The sequence below is a fragment of the Flavobacterium fryxellicola genome, from assembly GCF_900143245.1.
Taxonomy (GTDB): domain Bacteria; phylum Bacteroidota; class Bacteroidia; order Flavobacteriales; family Flavobacteriaceae; genus Flavobacterium; species Flavobacterium fryxellicola.
In genome coordinates this window covers 241,647-262,545 of the sequence record NZ_FRDK01000003.1, presented here as the reverse complement: position 1 = coordinate 262,545, position 20,899 = coordinate 241,647, and the positions used below count along the sequence as shown (strand labels likewise).

Here is a 20,899-nt window from a genome sequence, read left to right as displayed (position 1 = left end):
ACAATTATTCAAGCTAATTGATTAAATTTTAATCACATAAACTTTTACTTTTGCAGTCTAATATTAAAAGATGAAATTTTCTAACCTACTGATAAAATGGTATTTACAAAATAAACGCGAATTACCTTGGAGAAATACCACTAATCCATACCCTATTTGGCTCTCTGAAATCATGTTACAACAGACTAGAGTTGCTCAAGGGACACCTTATTTTTTGTCTTTTACCACTGCCTTTCCCACTGTTTTTGACCTAGCTGAGGCGAGTGAAGAACAAGTTCTAAAACTATGGCAAGGTCTGGGTTACTATTCTCGTGCCCGAAACTTGCATAAAACGGCGCAATACGTAGCTTCTGATTTAGGCGGTATATTCCCGGACAAGTATATCGATTTGCTTAAACTAAAAGGAATTGGGGAGTATACAGCTGCAGCTATTGCCTCTTTCTCCTACAATGAAGCTGTGCCTGTTGTTGATGGAAATGTATTTCGGGTTTTGTCGCGTTATTTCGATATTGAAACTGATATTACTTTGGCTTCCGCCAAAAAAGAATTCGCTGCCTTAGCTTTCGAATTGATGCCAAAAGATAATCCCGCTATTTTTAATCAAGCCATTATGGAGTTTGGCGCTTTACAATGTGTTCCCAAAAGTCCTAATTGTGGCATTTGTGTTTTCAACGAAAGTTGTGCTGCTTTACAAAAAAATAAAGTCGATCAGTTGCCACTCAAATCCAAAAAACTAAAAGTCAGGAACCGCTATTTTAATTATTTGGTTTTTGCCGATGAAGTTGAGAATACAATTATCCAAAAACGGACCGGCAAAGGGATTTGGCATAATTTGTATGAGTTTCCCTTGATAGAAACAGAAAAAGAAGAAGATTGGGACTATGTAAATAAGCATGTTCAAGATGAATATTGCAAAGGGAATACTAACGCTAGTATATATGAGTACAGCGCTAAAAGTATTTTGCATAAATTATCGCACCAGCATTTACACATTAAGTTTTGGAATGTTCAAGTACCAGAAACTTTAAAGAACGGAATAGATATTGAAACCTTAAGAAGTTTTCCCTTCCCAATTGTTATTCATAATTTTATTGAAAAGGAATTACAGAGTTTCTAAAAAACTGTATCTTTGATAAAATACCACATCCTAAAATGAACGGAACATTAAATAAAGTAATGCTAATTGGTTTTCTTGGCGACGACATCAAAATGCACTATTTTGATGGAGGCAATTGTATTGGTAGATTTCAATTGGCAACAAATGAGGTCTACATCAACAAAACTACCAACGAAAAAATTACCTCTACAGAGTGGCATAATTTAGTTGTGCGCAACAAAGCGGCTGAACTTTGCGAAAAATACTTGTCTAAAGGAGATAAAATATATGTGGAAGGACGCATTAAGTCCCGCCAATGGCAGTCAGAGGACGGGAGCACCAAACACACCTCTGAAATTCAAGTAACCGAATTTACTTTTCTCACCACCAAAAAAGAGGGGGAAACTAACAAGCAATTCACTGCAGCTGATGTTTCAAAAAACACTAATTTTGACCCAGAAAAAAAGGTCTTGCCTATTAATGACTTGCCATTTTAATTGTCTAACTAATCCTTACTAATGTGGACCCAGAGCCCAGTTTGTTTTTTACTTATGTTATCGATCCTACTTTAGCTTTTGGCCTTGCAATAGTAGTCGCTTTACTCTTTTGTTCTGCATTAATTTCTGGCGCAGGAGTCGCCTTGTTCTCGTTGTCACAAAAAGACATTGACGAAATGATGCTGGAAAACAAATCTAAAGCTACCTTAATTTCCAGACTTTTAGAAAAACCAAAAAAACTATTAGCAACACTTATGGTGGCTAATAATTTCATCAACATATCAATAATACTATTATTTTCGTATGTAGGCAAAAGCCTGTTTGTAACCATAACGGCACCGCTTTTAAAATTCATCGTCGAAGTATTGATCATCACCTTCTTGATTTTGTTATTTGGAGAAGTACTTCCCAAAGTGTATGCTAGTAGAAATAATAAAAAGTTTGCCAAGCTAGTTGCCTACCCTATTGCTTTTTTGGACAAGTTACTGTCGCCAATAAGCTTGCCCATGCGAGCCGTTACAATTTACCTGCATAACAAATTAGGAAAGCAAAAAACAAATTTCTCGGTAGATCAACTATCCCAAGCACTGGAACTTACTGCTTCGGATGAAACTTCTACTGAAGAACAAAAAATATTGGAAGGCATTGTAAGCTTTGGAAACACAGATACTAGACAAGTAATGAGTCCCAGAATTGATATTTTTGCTTTAGAAATTGAGGAGTCTTTTTCAGTTATTTGTCCCAAAATCATAGAAAAAGGGTATTCTAGAATTCCAGTATATCGAGACAATATTGACCAAATAGAAGGCGTTTTATTTGTCAAAGATTTGCTTCCGCATATCAACACGAACGAATTTGACTGGAAATCGCTGTTACGAAAGCCCTTTTTTGTTCCTGAAAATAAAAAGTTAGACAACTTGCTTAAAGATTTTCAAAGTATGAAAAGCCATTTGGCAATCGTTGTTGATGAATATGGAGGAACTTCTGGATTAGTGTCTCTTGAAGACGTTATCGAAGAAATCGTAGGTGATATCAGTGATGAATTTGATGATGAACACATTAATTTTTCGAAAATTGACGATAAAAACTACCTTTTTGAAGGGAAAATAAACCTCAAGGATTTCTACCGAATTATGGAGGTTGATGAAGAATCATTCGAGATCAAAAAGGGAGAAGCGGAAACACTGGCTGGATTTATCCTCGAAATTCTAGGGAATTTTCCAAAAAAAAATCAAAAAATTGCATTTGGAAACTGCCTTTTTACAATAGAAACAGTTGATGAAAAAAGAGTGAAACAAATAAAAGTAACGATTGAATAAGTACTAATGACAAAAAAAATAATCACTTTTTCGCTATTAATTACCACCTCATTCTTGAGTTTTAGCTGCAAAGACGATGTCTTGCCTAAACCCTCAAGTTACTTACGATTGGATTATCCCGAAGCAAAATATGTGAGTTTTGAAAACGAATGCCCTTTTGCTTTCGATATGAATTCAGAGGCAGTTATCAAAAAAGAAGCAGATTGTGGTTTCACCATTACGTATCCAAAAATGAAGGCAACAATTTATCTTACTTATAAACCAGTAGCAAAAAATATTACTGAACTATTGCGTGATGCACAAAAATTAACATTCGAACACGTCATAAAAGCAGACGACATTCTGGAGCAACCGTATTTAAATGCAAACAAAAAAGTGTACGGAATGTTTTATCAAGTAGAAGGAAATGCGGCAACAAATGCACAGTTTTACGCAACAGATAGCACCAAACACTTTGTAACGGGTTCCGTTTATTTTTACGCTAAACCAAATTATGATTCTATTATGCCTGCAGCGAGTTACATAAAAAACGATATGCAGCGCTTAATGGAAACCTTAAAGTGGAAATAATTTTAGGACCTAATAGCGAGCTATTAAATCCAGCCTTCTCTAATTTATAGTCTGTTTTGAATCCGTAAGACATTCAAGGGATTAATAGCCTCCCTTTAACTTCTTGTCCTAAGGATTTAGATTTTATTTGTTGCACTGCGAACAATCCAAAGCAGATTTATGTTTTAAAAGAAAAACATTCGCTGTTAACGAATGCTTTTCTTTTAATACACTATTTAGGAAATCAATTAAGACTTCATATTCGAAACTTTGTAGGTCTTGCCATCCGCAGCAGCTTCGACCACTTTCGTCAACTTTTCTGGAGTCTGGACTGTTTTGTCAAAACTTACAGTAGCCATTTTTGTTTCAAAATCTACTGTTGCTTTTTGAACTCCTTCGAGCCCTGTTAAATCTTCTTGAATTGTTTTGGCGCAACCTACAGCACATGTCATTCCTTCAACAGAAAAACTCGCCGTCTGAAGGTTGGCAGCAGCTATCTTTTTTTTAGCGACTGGAGCAGCAATTTCTGTACTTTCTTTCAAATCTGTTTCGTTAGATTTTTCTTTACAACCCACAAATAAAATAGTTGCAAAGGCGATCGTTAGTATTGATTTTTTGATATTCATTAGGATAAAAATTTTAAAGATTAAAATCAGTTTTATGAATTACAAAATTAATTAAAAAAAGGAGGACTAATTCATAAAATAATTACAATTTTGAGGCAAAATTATCTTCATGGAATCAAAGCAGTTAAAATGGGTTTACTTAGTAGTTCTTGCCTTAGTTTGGGGAAGTTCCTTTATATTAATAAAAAAGGGGTTAATTGGTTTGACCGCTTTACAATTGGGATCGTTACGCATCATTTTTGCTGCTATTTTTTTGTTACTGATAGGATTCAAGAGCTTATCTAAAATCCCATCTTATAAATGGAAATATATTGCATTAACTTCTTTATTTGGGACATTTATACCCGCCTACTTGTTTGCCATTGCCCAAACCGAAATTGACAGTTCTGTGAGCTCTATTTTGAATTCCCTGACACCTTTGAATACCTTAATATTAGGTGCTCTGGTTTTTGGACTGCAATTCAAGAGAAATCAAATTTTTGGAATTTTAATTGGTTTAATAGGGAGTGCTTTATTGATTTTGAATGGTGCAATTCATCATCCAGAGCAAAATTATTACTATGCGATCTTAGTTTTAATAGCTTCAATCTGTTATGCTGTCAACGTCAATTTAATCAAGAAATACCTGCATGACTTGAGTCCATTGAGTATCACTACTGGTAATTTCATGGTATTGTTTGTACCCGCTTTTACTGTATTGTTTTTGTCTGGTTTTTTTGAAGTTATTGGTGCTGTAAAAGTTCAAGAATCCATTTTGTTTATAATGATTCTGGGGGTTGTAGGAACTGGAATTGCCAATATTTTGTTCTTTAAACTCATCCAAATGTCTTCACCGGTTTTTGCTACTTCAGTAACGTATTTGATTCCTGTTGTCGCTTTTTGTTGGGGACTATTAGACCATGAAATGCTTACGCCAGTTCAGTTTTTTGGCGCCTTTATTATTTTGATTGGTGTGTATTTATCAGCTAAGAAGTAGTGTTACGTTTTCAGAGCTCAGTTTTCAGTCTGTAGTGTTCAGAGCTCAACATTCAGTGTACTGTTTGTAGTAATTAGAGTTTATGTTTGCTAATTGACTGATGTCTTTTTTTTGAGTACAATAGGATAAAAACAAGAAAGGCTGCCTATTTCTAGACAGCCTTTAATAAAAATTTTAGATTTGATTATTGAAAATCTGCATCTGTAACACCTTCATTGATTTTTACGTCAGACATTTTTATATCCAATTCAAACCCTACATTCTGGATGATATTAAAAGGAACTTTAACTCCTTTTACTTCTTTGTAATCTCCGTAATTTGTAGTTTGCGTGATGCTTTGTCCACCTTGTTCTATAACTTTAGATTCCGCAAGTTTTAATCCCGAAGTTACATCGTAAAACAATGTCGTTTTGCCATTTTTAACGGCATAAGCATCTTTTCCATTTACAGACTCAATAGTTTCTAGCGTTAAACCTTGTTTTTTAGAAAGAGCTAATTCTACAAAAGGTGTTGCATCTGCTTTCAAATCAGCAAGCATAGTTCCTTCAATATTTTGACGCTGCCCTTGTTGCATCACGTAAGCTCCTTTTTCATTCACCACTTGCTTCATTATGCTCATCGTTCCCATAGCTAATTCAACCATAAGTTTTCCTTTAGCATCTATTTTTGATGTGTAGTTCAATGGTGATGGTGCTTGTGGAATAGTTGTAGTTCCGTTCATTACTACTGTTTTTACAGCTAATGCTGCTTTTTCGCCACCAATAGCTTTGATGTAATTATCAATAACAATTTTGGCAGTAACTCCTGCTGGAACCGGTTTTTTGAATTCTGGTTTAGCTGTTGGATTTCCGTATTTATCGGAGTACGATACTGGAAATTTTAATTTTTCTAGGCTAGGAGCTACATCGGCAGCTTTTCCTACAATTACAATTCTGCTATTGTCAGCCAAGAAGTATTTATTAGCCACTCTCAAAATATCGTCAGCAGTTACAGCACTGATATTTTTAATGTAATTTTCATAAAAATCAGCTGGTAAGCTTTGTGTTTGGATTCTTAAAGCGTAACCTGCTACCGTTTGTGGTTTTTCAATTTGCATTACAAATCGTCCGATGTATCCTGCTTTTACACTAGCTAACATTTCATCAGTCACTTTCTCCGTTCTGATTTTTTTGAATTCTTTGAAAATCTCAACAACAGTACTGTCCGTTACTGCGTTACGAACTTGTGTTGATGCATTGAAAGTAGAAACGCGTTTGTCTCCGTAGATGCTTGTTCTTGCACCATACGTCCATCCATGAGCTTCTCTTAAATTCATGTTGATGTAACTATTAAAGTCACCACCTAAAATTTGGTTCGCCACTAAGACCGCAAAATAATCAGGATCCGTCATTTTAAGATTCGACATGTTAACCACAGCAACTTCTGATTGAACTGCGTTTGGCATATCAATAAAGTTGATTTGTGAAACAGCAACATCTTTAGGATCGCTAAATGTGATTGAAGGAGCAGAAGCTTTTTTCCATGAACCAAAGAACTTCTCTACCATTTTTTTTGTTTCCTTGAATTTTACATCCCCAACAATAATTAGGTAGGCGTTGCTAGGAACAAAATAAGTGCTATAGTTCGCTTTGACATCAGCAAGTGTTACGTTTTTTAAAGTAGCTTCACTTACATATTCCCCTGCAGGATGATTTTTTCCATAAGTCAAAACATCTACTACTCTCGCTGCTACCGCTGAAACACTTTTTTCATTTGCTTTTAAGCCTTCAATAAGTTTGGTTTTTTCTTTGTCAAATTCTTCTTGGGTGAAGTTTGGATTTAGTGCACCATCAGCCATTAATTCTAAAACTCGTCCAGAATATTTAGATAATGCGCTTGCTGAAGCACCGTTTGAACTAAAATTGATATTAGCACCCAGAAAATCTACTTCTTCATTGAAGGCCGTTTTCGAAATTTTAGTGGTTCCACTCCCTATTAAAGTACTGGTCATATCAGCAACTCCTTTTTTGTCACCTTCTGTATACGGATCATTATCCAAAGTAAGATTGAAGGATACTCGTGGTAACTTATGGTTTTCGACAACCATAACTTTTAAACCATTTTTTAACTCAAAGGTTACTGGTTTTCCAATTTTTATGGTTGGAGCAACTCCGGGTTTTGGCTGAGGGATGATTTGTCCTTGCATAAGTACTGTTAAGAACAAACTTGATAAAATTAATATTGATTTTTTCATAATGAGATATCTTAGTTTTGAGCTTTGTCTTTAGATGGAACGTAATCCAAAACTAATCTTTGGTTTGGATTTAAATATTTCTTGGCAACATCTCTGATTTCTTCACGAGTAATTGACTGGTAGATTTCGATTTCGGTATTAATTAAATTTACATCACCGTATAATAAGTGATAGGAAGCCAAGTTATCTGCTATACCGTCAATAGTTGAATTACTATTTACATATTGGTTTTCGAATTTGTTTTGCAGTTTTTGCAAATCTTTCTCCGTTATCAATTCTGTTTGTAGTTTTACAATTTCAGCGTCAATTTCGACAAGAATGTCATCGGCAGTACTTGGAGCTTGCGGCAAGCCGTAAATGATATAACTTCCATAATCTTCTTGACTGTTACTAAAAGCACCTATTTGTAGGGCCATTTTCTTATCGTCGACAATTTTTTTGTACAACCTTGAACTTTTACCATCTGTTAAAATTGAAGATATCATATCCAATACTCTTGCATCTCTAGTTTTCATAGAGGGCGTTCTGTACGCAGCTACGATTGCAGGAATTTGAATGTTGGCGTCTTCAAACTTTGCTTTGATGGTTTGAGTGATTGGCTCTTCAACAAATGTTTCTCTTTGAATAGCCGCTCCTTTTTTGATAGGTCCAAAATATTTTTGAATCCATTCCTTCGCTTGTTCTTTTTTGAAATCACCAGCAACAATCAAAACAGCATTGTTAGGAATATAAAATTTCTTATTAAAAGCTTGAAATTCCTCTAAAGTTGCAGCATCTAAATGGCTCATAGAACCTATCGTTGCCCAGCGGTATGGATGTTTTCTAAAGATATTCTTTTTTACTTCCGCTAAAAAATTTCCATAAGGTTGATTGTCAACACGCAATCTTTTTTCTTCTTTTACCACTTCGTTTTGAGTGTCAACACCAATTTGATTAATCACAGGGTGTAACATTCTTTCCGCTTCCATCCACAAACCTAGTTCAAGATTATTGGAAGGAAACACTTCATAATAATACGTTCTATCATCCGTAGTGTTCGCATTATTTACTCCACCATTCCCTGTAACGATTTTAAACCATTCCCCGCGCTTGATGTTTTCAGTTCCTTCAAACAACAAATGTTCAAAAAAGTGGGCAAACCCGGTTCTTTCGGGATTTTCATCTTTAGCACCCACATGGTACATTACAGATGTAATAACAGTAGGAGCAGATGGATCATTGTGTAAAATCACATGCAAACCATTGTCTAATTTGTATTCCTCAAAAGCTACTTTTTGCGCTGAAGCGACCCCTCCTAGCATAAACAAAGCACCTAAAGCCATTAATGAATTTTTCATAAGGTTAATAATTTTGTTAATATACTTGTAAGTCGCAATTATGCGAACAATGTTACATAAAAACTAAACCTAAACAAAAATTTAACAACTGTTTAATTACATTCTTTTTATTTAAATTCCAACCATAGCAACAGGTTAGTGATTGAGAATAATTTTTACAGTACTAATTGCAGGTTAAATATTTAATTGTATATTTGCAACCTTAAAAATTATTAAAACAATTCAGTATGTATGCAATCGTAGAGATAGCAGGGCAACAATTCAAAGTAAGCAAAGACTTAAAGGTTTATGTTAACCGTTTGACTAATGAAGAAGGTTCAAAAGTTTCTTTTGACAAAGTTCTTTTATTAGATGATAACGGAACAATCACTTTAGGCGCCCCAGCTATAGAAGGTGCTTCAGTAGAAGCTAAAGTGTTACAACACTTAAAAGGAGATAAAGTTATCGTTTTCAAAAAGAAAAGAAGAAAAGGATACAAAAAGAGAAATGGTCACAGACAATATCTTACTCAAATTGTAATCGAAGGAATTACTGGTGTTGGTGCTAAGAAAGCAGCTCCTAAAAAAGCGGCAGTAGAAGCTAATACAGAAGAAGTAGAAGCTCCTACGAAAAAAGTAGCTAAAGCTAAAAAAGAAGATACTCAAGAATAATAACAAAATAAACTAATACGTCATGGCTCACAAGAAAGGTGTCGGTAGTTCTAAGAATGGTAGAGAATCAGAATCAAAACGTCTAGGCGTGAAGATTTTTGGTGGTCAAGCTGCTATTGCTGGGAACATCATCGTAAGACAAAGAGGTTCAAAACATAATCCAGGTGCAAACGTTTACATCAGTAAAGACCACACTCTACACGCAAGAGTAGATGGAGTTGTTAAGTTCCAAAAGAAAAGAGATAACAAATCATACGTTTCCATACTTCCATTCGAAGTTGAAGCATAATTGAATTGCCTTCCAATTAATAAAAACCTTTAGAGAAATCTAGAGGTTTTTTTTTGCAGAATAATTTCAGACTACTTTGATTATAGATTTTTATTTCAAAATTAAAAATGAATTGAAACCAAAACCATCAGAAAGCCTAATAAAAAGCGCTGCAGAAACTTCTAGTTTCGTAAAACTTTATAATTTGCAGAAATACCAAATTTTTAAAGTGTTCTCAAAAAGAAACAAAAAGGTGATAGGAATTCAATTGTATTCGCATGTCCAACCGCTTGTAAAGCAAAACGCAACCGCTACCGTTTGCGTCTTGAATTTAACAACTCCTTTATATTCTCCTTTTTAGGTATGAAATTTGATAAATGAGTCATTACTAATAAATAGCATTATTCTATCTTTTATTAGCGACTAAATATTGGTTGGGACATTTGTTAAAGATATATCACGAAAGTATCGCTAACACATCAAAGACAACCACTATTTAATGATACTAATTATAAAAAAACTAAATGCATCATTTGTTGCTACACTGCTTAAAAAAAGAATTAGAAATCACGATGGCATCCTTATGAATCACATTAAGAAATAAAACCATTAACTAACGCAAAGAAACAATTATAAATAAGTACAAATGAAAAAATTAATATCCATCACTTTCCTATTGATTACCACCATTTCATTTGCACAAAATAAAAACTTTATAGTTGAGGACGAATTGATAATGTGGAGATATATTTACGAAGATTCAACAAGCATCTCCAAACTCAAAAGCAATCCACGATTAGAGTTTAAAACCGATTCCACCGGAATTATAAAAAAAACAAATTTCAGTGACAAAATGCTCCATCCGATTGTCGCTGAATTCAAAATTGAAGTGAAGAAAAATAAATATCGGGTCTCTGTTTTTAACACACGCTTTATTGAAGAACCACGTATTATTAACAAAGATGGCTTGCTAATTCAAGCTACTAATGAGTATACGATCGAGCAAGCCTTATTAAAAAGGAATAAAACCATAAAAAAACCATCTCTATTCAATAATAGTACTGAAACTTTAAATCCGCATTTGATACAGCTGTTTACAATCAAAAAGCCTGCAAAAAGCGATTGGTAAAAAGACACAAAAAAAACCGTAAAACACTTCAAAATAGTACTTTACGGTTTTTTTTTATGTGACCACGGCAGGGTTCGAACCTGCAACCCTCAGAGTCGAAATCTGATATTCTATCCAGTTGAACTACGCAGTCAAATTAATTTGAAAATTATGATTAACGATTTTATATTTACGATTAAAACCGATTAACAAGAATTCTTAATTATTACGTTAGTAACTTTTTAACAATCGTAGAAATGGTTTTTCCTTCAGCAGTTCCTCCTAATTGTGCTGCTGCTAAACCCATCACCTTACCCATTGAAGCTATCCCTGAAGCACCTGTTTCGCTAATAATTTTTGCAATTACTACTTCTACTTCTGCTTCGCTTAATTGAGCTGGTAAGAATTTTTCTATTACTGCAATTTGAGCTAATTCTGGTTCAGCTAAATCCATACGATTTTGTTCTGTAAAAATCTTAGCACTGTCTTTTCGGGTTTTCACTAACTTTTGCAACAATTTTATTTCGTCATCGTCAGTAATTTCCTCTTTTGATCCTGTTGCTGTTTGCGCCAATAAAATCTCAGATTTAATAGCTCTTAAAGCTTCTAAAGCTACTGTATCTTTGGCTCTCATGGCGGTTTTGATTTCGTCCATGATTTGTATTGATAAACTCATATTCTTTATTATTAATTTGGTTAATCGATCATTGGCTAATCGATTGTTGAACTATTACTTTACAATTATTTTTTGAACCAGCGGTACTAAAAAGGCTTTCAGTAAAAAAGTTTCTTTTCAACAAAAGCTAGAAACGAAAACCGGATTAAGAAAGTGCAAATTTAAAGAAATTTACTGGAATTTACAACAGATTACTTTGTTCTCGTTGCATAAAAAAAATAACCCGAAAAATAAATTTTCGGGTTACCTTCTTTTGACTTGAGGTCCTTAATCTACATTGTCATGCAAATAGGAATTGTTAGAACGCAACTGTAAATCATTGTTGCTATCTGTTCCTACAGAAATTCTTGAATTTGTATTATTCGCCTGATTGTTTGAAATATCTATTCCTAATCTTTTGTAAGCTGGCTCTTTTTCATACTCATCAATTTTAGAAACATTGTTGTGAAACTTGTAATTGAATTCTTTTAGCTTTTTTCTTCTTTCATCAGCTCTCATTCTCAACGATTCTTCAATAGTCATTTCCATTGGAGAGATTGTCTCAAAATCTTCTGGCGCCTGTACCGATCTTTCCACTTGTTTCATGGTAATATTTAACTCAGCCGGAATAACAACTTCTGGTGTTTTTACGACTGGTTTGGCCATGAAATCAGGCTCTTGATCCATATATTCTTCTAGAGAGTACTTGATGATTCCGTTATCACTTAATTCTGTCACGGGAACAAATTGAACGGCCTCATTTACTTTGATATCACGAGTTTCATTCGTTACCTCATACAATACTTTATTTTCTTGCACTTGACCTGCTGGTTCTGTTTTAAAAAGCGGCAAATCAAAAGAGAAAGTAGTTTGTTCTTGTCTCTCAATAACCTTTGGCTGTACTGCTTTTACTTCGGCTACAGGAGATGTGATTGTGAAATCAATATCAGTAATAGGAGAAACGATTTCAAAAGTTACATCTAAATTTTTAATAAATTCAGACATAACCATCAACTCTTCTTTATCAATTGTAGTGGCTATAATCACTGGTGCAGAAACTATTGCAGGCTCAGCAACAACCACATCTTCAACTAGATCGAAAACGATTCTTTCGCTAGTGTTTGCTATAGGCGATTCTGTATTTAAATCGAATGCCGTTACTGTTTTACTGCTAAGATTATGTACACTTCTTTGTTCATCCTCTAATGTGTGAATAATTTTTTTCGGCTCCGTATTTACGATTTCATTTTGTTGTTCAATATCAAATCCGGTAGCGATAATAGTTACTGCGATGGCATCTCCAAGAGATTCATCTTCACCAACCCCCATAATAATATTAGCATTATGTCCTGCTTCCACTTGAATATGATCATTAATTTCTCCAATTTCGTCAATTGTAATTTCATTTGTTCCAGAAACGATAAGCAACAATACGTTTTTGGCACCAGTAATTTTATTGTCATTTAACAAAGGAGAATCTAAAGCGGCAATAATTGCCTCCTTAGCTCTATTTTCGCCTGAAGAAACAGAAGATCCCATAATAGCTGTTCCACTATTGTACAATACCGTTTTAGCATCTCTTAAATCGATATTCTGTGTATAGTGATGCGTAATTACTTCGGCAATCCCTCTTGAGGCTGTCGCCAAAACTTCATCTGCCTTTGAAAATCCAGCTTTAAAACCAAGATTCCCATATACTTCTCTTAATTTATTATTGTTGATAACAATTAAAGAATCGACTTGTTTACGCAATTTTTCTATACCAATTAACGCTTGTTCCTGACGCACTTTACCTTCAAATAAGAAAGGCAATGTCACAATCCCAACCGTGAGAATATCTCTTTCTTTTGCCAATTGTGCAATGACAGGTGCAGCACCAGTTCCAGTTCCACCGCCCATTCCGGCTGTAATGAACACCATTTTAGTATTGCGATCTAGCATTTTTTCAATCTCTGAAATACTTTCAATTGCGGACTGCTGTCCAACATCAGGGTTTGCTCCAGCACCAAGTCCCTCGGTTAGATGAACTCCCAACTGAATTTTATTTGGCACAGAACTACTCTGCAAAGCTTGAGAATCCGTATTACATACGATAAAATCCACGCCTTTGATCCCTTGCTTAAACATGTGATTTATAGCGTTACTTCCGCCACCACCGACCCCTATAACTTTTATTACATTTGATTGGTTTTTAGGTAAATCAAATGAAATACTTCCAAATTCTGTGTTGCTTGGCATAATTTTGGGTTTTTGATATTTATTATTAATTCTTATATTTTTCAGGCCGTGCCTTTATTCTGCATTATCTAAAAAGTCTTTGATCTTATCTACATACCGATCAAAGAAATTTTTCTGAATTCTGTTAACTGTAGAATTTTGTTTTTCATGCGCATTATGATCTACTTCCTTTTCTACGTTCTCATAAACCTCTTGTACTGGAGCTTGAACAACTGTAGACCTGTACGTGGGCGCTTTTGGTTGCTCTACTGCATCCATGCGTACCGCGCTTTGCGTTTTATTCTCAATACTTTTCATTACTAAACCCACTGCCGTTGCATACAATGGACTTGAGATTTCCTCATCTGAATTCCCAGCTAAATGTTCATTAGGATACCCTATTCTTGTATCCATTCCAGTAATATATTCTACTAGTTGCTTAATATGTTTCAATTGAGCCCCACCACCTGTTAATACAATACCTGCGATCAGTTTCTTTCGAGGATCTTCATGACCGTATGCTTTTACTTCTGTAAACACCTGATCCACAATTTCCACAACGCGCGCATGGATTATTTTGGATAGATTCTTTAACGATATTTCTTTTGGCTCTCTACCTCGTAGACCGGGAATAGAAACAATTTCATTATCTCTATTTTCTCCTGGCCAAGCAGATCCAAATTTAACTTTTAGTAATTCAGCTTGCTTTTCAATTATAGAACATCCTTCTTTAATATCGTCTGTAATTACATTTCCTCCAAACGGAATTACTGCTGTATGCCGAATAATACCATCTTTAAAAATAGCTAGATCGGTTGTACCACCACCAATGTCGATTAATGCAACCCCTGCTTCTTTTTCTTCCTGACTCAAAACTGCATCGGCAGAAGCTAATGGTTCTAAGGTCAAACCTGACAGTTCAATTCCTGAACTTTGAATACACCTACCGACATTGCGAATCGACGAAGCCTGACCCACTACTACATGAAAACTAGACTCTAATCTTCCACCGTACATTCCTATAGGTTCTTTGATTTCAGATTGTCCATCAATTTTGAATTCTTGTGGCAAAACATGTATTATTTCTTCACCAGGTAACATAGCCAATTTATTGACTTGATCAATCAAAAGTTGAATATCATTCCCACCAATCACTTCTTCGGGATTGTTTCTGCTAATATAATCTGTGTGTTGAATACTGCGGATGTGTTGTCCTGCAATTCCAACAACCACATCTTTTATTTTATAGCCTGAGTTATTCTCCGCTTCTTGAATTGCTTGCTGTATGGATTGTATGGTTTGTGTAATGTTATTTACAACACCTCGTGCCACACCCAAACTTTTAGATTTCCCAACACCTAAAATTTCTAGTTTACCATATTCATTCTTTTTGCCTATCATGGCAACTATTTTAGTTGTCCCAATATCTAGACCTACTGCAATATTCTCTTTTTCCATTATCTATTATTTAGTGCAAACTACTTGTTCCGTAAACCGGAGGTCAATTTTTTTATATTTATACAACGAACTATCTAAAACTGCTTTTTGAAAAAAAGCTTTGTAATTTTTAAATTTACGCTCCACATTAATCAATTTACCAAAATCAATTTGGTAATCAAAATTTCTGTTGTGCATTTTTAAGCTACCATTTGGCATAATTTCAATTCCGATAATGTTTTTTTTCAAAAATGCATCATCATAAATTACGCGAAATAAGCGGGCTAAATCTTCGTTATTATTTTTATTTATTCCCCCTGAAACAAGTGGAACTCGGGCTGTAAAATTAGCTGACAATGGCATTCTATTCCCTTCGTAATCAATATAAAAAGAACCTCCATTATCAAAAACTCTAGCAATAGGAGTTTTTTGTTTCACCACTGCTTTTAACACACCATCAATACTCACATAGACATCTGATTTTTCAATCATTTCTTGTGCATTGAGATTTGTCTCCAGCGTATTCAAATCTAAATTAACTTTTTGAATGCTGGATGCCTCTTTATTATTTTCTATTAACAATTTATTAACCGTTTCTTGTTTAACAAAAGGGTCATTGTCTCCAACAAAAATAACTTCAGATTTAGTCAATTTCCTGTTTTCATTTCGTTTTGACGTAAAAGAAAACAGAAAAACCACTAATGCAAACATCAGTATCAATCGAATATTGGTCCAATTAAAGAGTTTCATTGATTGCTTTTTTAATTGATGGTACTAATTCTCCAATATCTCCTGCTCCAATAGTGACAACGACCGTGGCGTCACTTGCCAATATCGCGGTAACCAAATCATTTTTGGCTACTAATTTCTTATTATTAAGCAGCATCTTATCCTTGATCCATTGCGAAGTTACACCTTGTATAGGTTGTTCCCGAGCCGGATAAATATCTAATAAAAGAACTTCATCAAAGTTGGACAAACTTTTGGCAAATTCATCAGCAAAATCTCTTGTTCTGCTATACAGATGGGGCTGAAAAATTGCCAATACTTTTTGGTTTGGATACAATTCCCGAACCGCTTGATGCACCGCATTAATTTCTGTGGGATGATGTGCATAGTCATCAATATACACCTTAGCATCAGTTTTAATTTGATACGAAAATCGTCTTTTTATCCCCTTGAATGATGCTATGGCTTTTGCAATGGCATCGGTTGGGGTGCCGAATAAATTTGCCATTGCAATAGCCATCACTGCATTCATTAAGTTATGACGTCCTGGCAAACCAAAATGTAAATCTTTAATTATTTCAGTAGGTGTTTGTACGTCGAAAACATAGCTTCCGTCTCCTATTCTTATATTAAACGCTTTATAAATAGCGTCTTCATTTACCGCACACGTTATCCCTTCTAATGGTAATTCTTTTGTGATGAAAAGATTATTTTTATCCTCTATTTTAGCTGCAAATTCCATAAAAGACGCCTCAATAGCTTCACTTGTACCATAAATATCGAGATGATCAGCATCCATGGATGTAATGCAAGCAATATTGGGATGTAAATGCAGAAAGGAACGATCAAATTCATCTGCTTCAACTACCGTTACTGTTGTACCACTTCCTATTAAATTCGAATTATAATTCTCAACTATTCCGCCTATAAAAGCAGTGACATCAGCGCCACTTTGGTGTAATATATGTCCTAAAATCCCCGATGTCGTTGTTTTTCCATGGGTACCTGCAACTGCAAAACAAAACGTATCCTTAGTAATTAATCCTAAAACTTCGGCTCTCTTCTTTATTTCATACTCTTTTTCCACGAAGTAATTCCATTCCGAGTGTGTAACTGGCACTGCAGGTGTAATAATTACTAGCGTATTCTCGATAAAAAAATCTTTTGGTATCAAATCAATACTATCTTCAAAGTGAATTGCAATTCCACTTTCCATTAATTCATTTGTTAGAACAGAAGGCGTTTTATCATACCCGCAAACCTGTTTTCCCAAATTTTTGAAATAACGAGCCAAATTGCTCATCCCGATTCCACCAATTCCAATAAAATAGACGTTATGTATTTGATTCAAGTTCATTTTCGTTTCTTTCTTTATCTCTATTATTTTCTATCTATTAGCTTAACAATTTCATCAACAATTCGTTTTGTTGCTTCTGGCATTGCCAACTTCTTTATGTTTTCACCTAGCATTTTTTGTTTTGCCTCATCTGTAATCAAAGACTCAAATACAATACCGAATTGAGAATCCAGCTCTACTTCTTTCATTAAAATAGCTCCATTTTTATCAACTATTGCTTGCGCATTTTTAGTTTGGTGATCTTCAGCTACATTAGGAGACGGAATAAAAATCACGGGTTTACCAACAATGCATAATTCCGATACGGAAGAAGCTCCTGCGCGAGAAACCACAATATCTGCCGCTGCATAAGCCAGATCCATTTTATCGATAAAAGAATGAATCTGAATGTTTTCATTCTCTTCCAAACGTTTATAATCATCAAAATATAACGTGCCACATTGCCAAATTACTTGCACATTATGAGCTGCAAACAACAAAATTTCTTTAGCAATTAACTCATTTACTCTTCTGGCTCCTAAACTACCTCCTAAAACCAAAAGTGTTTTTTTCTTAGGGTCTAAATCAAAATGCTGTAATGCTATTTCTCTTTTGGAATCAATATCAATTAAATCCTGACGCACTGGATTTCCAGTTAAAATCATTTTTCCTTTTGGGAAAAAGCGTTCTAAGTTTTCATAAGCAACACAAATCTTTTTTGCCTTTTTACTCAATAGCTTATTGGTAATTCCAGGATAGGAATTTTGTTCCTGAATCACCGTTGGAATACCTGCAATTGCCGCTATTTGTAAAAGTGGACCACTGGCAAAACCTCCAGTACCAATAACTACATCTGGCTTAAATTGATCGATTATAGTACGTGATTTTAATAAACTGCTGATCAGTTTTACCGGGAAAAGAGTATTGTCAAATGTCAGTCTTCTTTGTAATCCTGCAATCCATAGTCCAATAATCTTGTAACCTGCCTGCGGCACTTTTTGCATTTCCATTTTATCTTTGGCACCAACAAATAGAAATTCGGCATTCGGAAAACGAGACTTCAATTCATTTGCAATAGCAATCGCTGGATAGATATGACCTCCAGTTCCTCCACCGCTTAATATGAATTTGTACTGTTTCATTTTTTTAAAGTTCCTAAGTTGCAATTATTTTAAAAATTCAAAATTATAAAATGGCTTATTTATTTAAAACTGCCTGCATTGGATTTTTTGCCTTGTCTTCAATAGAATATGCTTCCTCTAAAACATACTCTTCGTCTAACTCTCGATCGATTAATTTTTGTAGCGCTTCCTCCCTTTTTGCAGTATCTTTCAATTCCTGAGCAATTTCTTCTTCTTTCTTCGTTACACCAATAATGATCCCTAATGCGATGCAGGTCATCCAGATAGAAGTTCCTCCGCTACTAATCAACGGCAGCGTTTGTCCCGTAACAGGCAATAATTCTACTGCTACAGCCATATTAATCATCGCCTGAAAAATCATTGGAAAACCAAGACCTATAACTACCAGTTTCCCAAAGAGTGTTGTGGCTTTATGCGAAGCAACTACAAATCGGATAAGCAATAACAAATAGAGCGACAAAACGCCTATTCCCCCTATTATTCCATATTCTTCAACAATAATTGCATAAATAAAATCCGATGAAGATTGTGGCAAGAAATTTTTCTGAACACTTTTACCTGGTCCTAGTCCATAAATCTTACCTGATGCAATAGCAATTTTTGCTTTTTCTATTTGATAATCATCTTCATCTGGTTTGTCGGTACTAAAATTTTCAATACGACTTTCCCAAGTTCTTACTCTGCTAAAAAATTTAGCATCGGGAAAGGCTTTAGAAATCAAAACAAAGAAGGTTAGAAAAACAATGCCTGAACCTACAATTACTGCGATATATTTCATAGGATACTTCCCTATGAATGCCAACATTAATATCATCGAAAAAATTAATGCCGTAGTGGAAAAATTCGAAGGAAGAATAAAAATCAAGGTAATAAAAACCGGAAGCCAAAGCTCCTTCAATGATGCTACAAAATCAATCGGTTTCTCTCTTGTTTTAGACAAATAACGCGCAACAAATACAAACAAAACTAAGGCTGCAAAAGCCGAAGGTTGAAATGAAATACCGACAAATGGTATCTGAAGCCACCTACTTGCATTGGCTCCACCTATCACTGTACCTTTTATCATCGTTATGGCTAAAACAACCCAAACAACGGGCAACAGCCATTTAGAAATAGATCTAAAATAGTGATACGGAATTTTGTGAACCCAAAAAATGATTAAAAAACCAAAAAAAATATGACCCAAATGTTTTACTAAATACCCTAACGTATTTCCCGTTCCATGCCCCAAATAGGCCAAGTTACTACTTGCACTAAAAACAGGCATAAACGAAAACAAGGCCAATAAGGCCACAAATGACCAAATCCCTTTATCTCCCTTTAGATTGCCTATTAATTGTTTCATACCGCTTTCTTTTTAAAGTTTACTTTCGTTAATACGATAAAACTTTTCTATAAATTTTTAACTGCTTGTTTAAATTGATTCCCTCTGTCTTCATAATTTTCGAACAAATCAAAACTAGCGCAGGCTGGAGACAATAATACAGAGTCCCCTTTTTCAGTTAATCGTTGTGCCATTTGAACTGCGTCATTCATAGTAGAAACTTCAATCATCATGTCAACCACATTCCCAAAAACATCTATAATCTTTTTATTGTCTACACCAAGGCAAATAATCGCTTTTACTTTCTCCCGAACTAAGGACATCAATTCGTTATAATCATTCCCCTTATCGACACCACCTACAATCCAAACCGTTGGTGTGTTCATACTATCTAAAGCAAAAAAGGTTGCGTTAACATTTGTTGCTTTAGAATCATTGATATATTGAACATTTTGAATTTTTAAAACCTTTTCCAGACGGTGTTCTACTCCTTGAAAATTCGAAAGACTTTCTCTAATTGTAGCCTTTCTTATTTGCATTAATTTAGCCACAGAGGTTGCTGCCATTGCATTTTTCATATTATGTTTTCCTTCTAAAGCAATGTGATCTGTATCCATTGTAAACTCTTCCTGACTAATCTTAATTTCCATTTTGTTGTTTTTTATATAGGCTCCTTCGCTGAAAATTTTGGTCAATGAAAAAGGGATTAATTTTGCTTTTGTTGTGTGCGTTTTGAACCAATTGCTTATGGCTTCATCATCTGCATCGTAGATGAGATAATCATCCTCTGTTTGATTCATTGTTAATCTGAATTTTGAATCAATGTAATTTTCATATTTATATTCGTACCGATCTAGATGATCCGGACTAATATTCGTAATGATAGCAATATGGGGTTTGAAATTAATAATTCCATCCAGTTGAAAACTACTCAACTCCAGCACATAGGAATCGTATTTATTATCGGCAATCTGCCAAGCAAAACTTTTCCCTATATTGCCGCCCAATCCTACATTCAATCCAGCTGATTTCAACAAATGATGTGTCAGCATTGTTGTAGTCGTTTTTCCGTTGCTTCCGGTTATCCCTATAATTATTGCCTTCGTAAAAGGAGCCGCAAACTCAATCTCTGAAATTACTGGAATTCCTCGTTCCTGCAGCTTTTTTACTATTGGAGATTTATCTGGAATTCCTGGACTTTTCATCACCACAGCAGCATTCAAGATCAACTCCTCCGTATGCTTTTCTTCTTCCCAAGAGATTCCGTTTAACAGTAAAATCTCTTTATAATTTCCTTTTATTTTTCCAAAATCAGACACGAAAACTTCGTACCCTTTTTTCTTACCAAGAATAGCAGTTCCAACACCACTTTCTCCACCACCTAAAATTACTAGCCGCAT

19 protein-coding genes and 1 tRNA gene are annotated in these 20,899 nt (G+C 34.8%); 8 read left to right on the top strand and 12 right to left on the bottom strand.

Annotation, left to right across the window (positions count from 1 at the left end; translation table 11 throughout):
• Positions 1-70: 70 nt before the first annotated feature.
• Genes mutY through gldD form a run of 4 tightly spaced genes read left to right on the top strand, consistent with a single transcriptional unit; the run spans position 71 to position 3,482 of the window.
• Positions 71-1,117 carry an A/G-specific adenine glycosylase gene (mutY, locus tag BUA03_RS07305; RefSeq protein WP_066079899.1) on the top strand — a complete coding sequence of 349 codons (1,047 nt, stop codon included), beginning with the start codon at positions 71-73 and terminating at the stop codon, positions 1,115-1,117.
• 35 nt (positions 1,118-1,152) lie between these two features.
• On the top strand, positions 1,153-1,593 hold the full coding sequence (locus tag BUA03_RS07300; protein WP_066079902.1) for a single-stranded DNA-binding protein: 441 nt from the start codon (positions 1,153-1,155) through the stop codon (positions 1,591-1,593).
• Positions 1,594-1,616: 23 nt separating this feature from the next.
• On the top strand, positions 1,617-2,912 hold the full coding sequence (locus BUA03_RS07295; protein WP_066079906.1) for a gliding motility-associated protein GldE: 1,296 nt from the start codon (positions 1,617-1,619) through the stop codon (positions 2,910-2,912).
• 6 nt (positions 2,913-2,918) lie between these two features.
• Positions 2,919-3,482 (top strand): gliding motility lipoprotein GldD, encoded by a 564-nt coding sequence (gene gldD, locus BUA03_RS07290; RefSeq protein WP_066079909.1) that lies wholly within the window; start codon positions 2,919-2,921, stop codon positions 3,480-3,482.
• Positions 3,483-3,709: 227 nt separating this feature from the next.
• On the opposite strand, the gene BUA03_RS07285 is transcribed toward gldD, so the two are convergent.
• A complete protein-coding gene (locus tag BUA03_RS07285; RefSeq protein WP_066079912.1) occupies positions 3,710-4,087 on the bottom strand; it encodes a heavy-metal-associated domain-containing protein in 378 nt (125 codons plus the stop codon).
• 109 nt (positions 4,088-4,196) lie between these two features.
• On the opposite strand from BUA03_RS07285, the gene BUA03_RS07280 reads away from it, so the two are divergent.
• Positions 4,197-5,063, top strand: coding sequence for a DMT family transporter (locus BUA03_RS07280; RefSeq protein ID WP_066079915.1), 867 nt, complete (start codon positions 4,197-4,199; stop codon positions 5,061-5,063).
• 184 nt (positions 5,064-5,247) lie between these two features.
• Here the strand turns inward: BUA03_RS07280 and BUA03_RS07275 are convergent, their stop codons facing one another.
• Both BUA03_RS07275 and BUA03_RS07270 read right to left on the bottom strand, forming a co-directional pair.
• Positions 5,248-7,296: an insulinase family protein gene (locus tag BUA03_RS07275; RefSeq protein WP_066079918.1), complete on the bottom strand. Its 2,049-nt coding sequence runs from the start codon at positions 7,294-7,296 to the stop codon at positions 5,248-5,250.
• An 11-nt stretch (positions 7,297-7,307) separates the two neighbouring features.
• Positions 7,308-8,633, bottom strand: a complete 1,326-nt coding sequence (locus tag BUA03_RS07270; protein ID WP_066079921.1) for a M16 family metallopeptidase — start codon at positions 8,631-8,633, stop codon at positions 7,308-7,310.
• A gap of 227 nt (positions 8,634-8,860) precedes the next feature.
• On the opposite strand from BUA03_RS07270, the gene rplU reads away from it, so the two are divergent.
• The 3 genes from rplU (at position 8,861) to BUA03_RS07250 (ending at position 10,680) form a co-directional block, all read left to right on the top strand.
• Positions 8,861-9,283 carry a 50S ribosomal protein L21 gene (gene rplU / locus BUA03_RS07265; protein ID WP_066079924.1) on the top strand — a complete coding sequence of 141 codons (423 nt, stop codon included), beginning with the start codon at positions 8,861-8,863 and terminating at the stop codon, positions 9,281-9,283.
• 22 nt (positions 9,284-9,305) lie between these two features.
• Positions 9,306-9,572, top strand: coding sequence for a 50S ribosomal protein L27 (gene rpmA, locus BUA03_RS07260; RefSeq protein WP_066079927.1), 267 nt, complete (start codon positions 9,306-9,308; stop codon positions 9,570-9,572).
• A gap of 625 nt (positions 9,573-10,197) precedes the next feature.
• Positions 10,198-10,680, top strand: coding sequence for a hypothetical protein (locus BUA03_RS07250; protein ID WP_066079934.1), 483 nt, complete (start codon positions 10,198-10,200; stop codon positions 10,678-10,680).
• Between the two features lie 59 nt (positions 10,681-10,739).
• Here the strand turns inward: BUA03_RS07250 and BUA03_RS07245 are convergent.
• The 9 genes from BUA03_RS07245 to murD all read right to left on the bottom strand — a co-directional run bounded on the left by BUA03_RS07245 (position 10,740) and on the right by murD (position 20,899).
• Positions 10,740-10,813: transfer RNA gene (locus BUA03_RS07245), tRNA-Arg, on the bottom strand.
• 72 nt (positions 10,814-10,885) lie between these two features.
• Complete coding sequence (locus tag BUA03_RS07240; protein ID WP_066079937.1) at positions 10,886-11,335, bottom strand: GatB/YqeY domain-containing protein; 450 nt, start codon at positions 11,333-11,335, stop codon at positions 10,886-10,888.
• Positions 11,336-11,602: 267 nt separating this feature from the next.
• On the bottom strand, positions 11,603-13,552 hold the full coding sequence (gene ftsZ / locus BUA03_RS07235; RefSeq protein ID WP_066079939.1) for a cell division protein FtsZ: 1,950 nt from the start codon (positions 13,550-13,552) through the stop codon (positions 11,603-11,605).
• A 54-nt stretch (positions 13,553-13,606) separates the two neighbouring features.
• Complete coding sequence (gene ftsA / locus BUA03_RS07230; protein WP_066079942.1) at positions 13,607-14,989, bottom strand: cell division protein FtsA; 1,383 nt, start codon at positions 14,987-14,989, stop codon at positions 13,607-13,609.
• A 6-nt stretch (positions 14,990-14,995) separates the two neighbouring features.
• Positions 14,996-15,718 (bottom strand): cell division protein FtsQ/DivIB, encoded by a 723-nt coding sequence (locus BUA03_RS07225; RefSeq protein WP_066079945.1) that lies wholly within the window; start codon positions 15,716-15,718, stop codon positions 14,996-14,998.
• Entirely contained in the window at positions 15,705-17,054 is a 1,350-nt protein-coding gene (murC, locus tag BUA03_RS07220) for a UDP-N-acetylmuramate--L-alanine ligase (protein ID WP_066079948.1), read from the bottom strand. The genes BUA03_RS07225 and murC overlap by 14 nt, the downstream gene beginning before the upstream one ends.
• 23 nt (positions 17,055-17,077) lie before the next feature.
• Positions 17,078-18,175, bottom strand: coding sequence for an undecaprenyldiphospho-muramoylpentapeptide beta-N-acetylglucosaminyltransferase (gene murG / locus BUA03_RS07215; protein ID WP_066079950.1), 1,098 nt, complete (start codon positions 18,173-18,175; stop codon positions 17,078-17,080).
• 55 nt (positions 18,176-18,230) lie between these two features.
• Positions 18,231-19,520: an FtsW/RodA/SpoVE family cell cycle protein gene (locus BUA03_RS07210; RefSeq protein ID WP_066079953.1), complete on the bottom strand. Its 1,290-nt coding sequence runs from the start codon at positions 19,518-19,520 to the stop codon at positions 18,231-18,233.
• Between the two features lie 47 nt (positions 19,521-19,567).
• The gene (gene murD, locus BUA03_RS07205) at positions 19,568-20,899 is read right to left on the bottom strand and encodes a UDP-N-acetylmuramoyl-L-alanine--D-glutamate ligase (RefSeq protein WP_066079956.1); all 1,332 of its coding nucleotides are present in this window, start codon (positions 20,897-20,899) and stop codon (positions 19,568-19,570) included.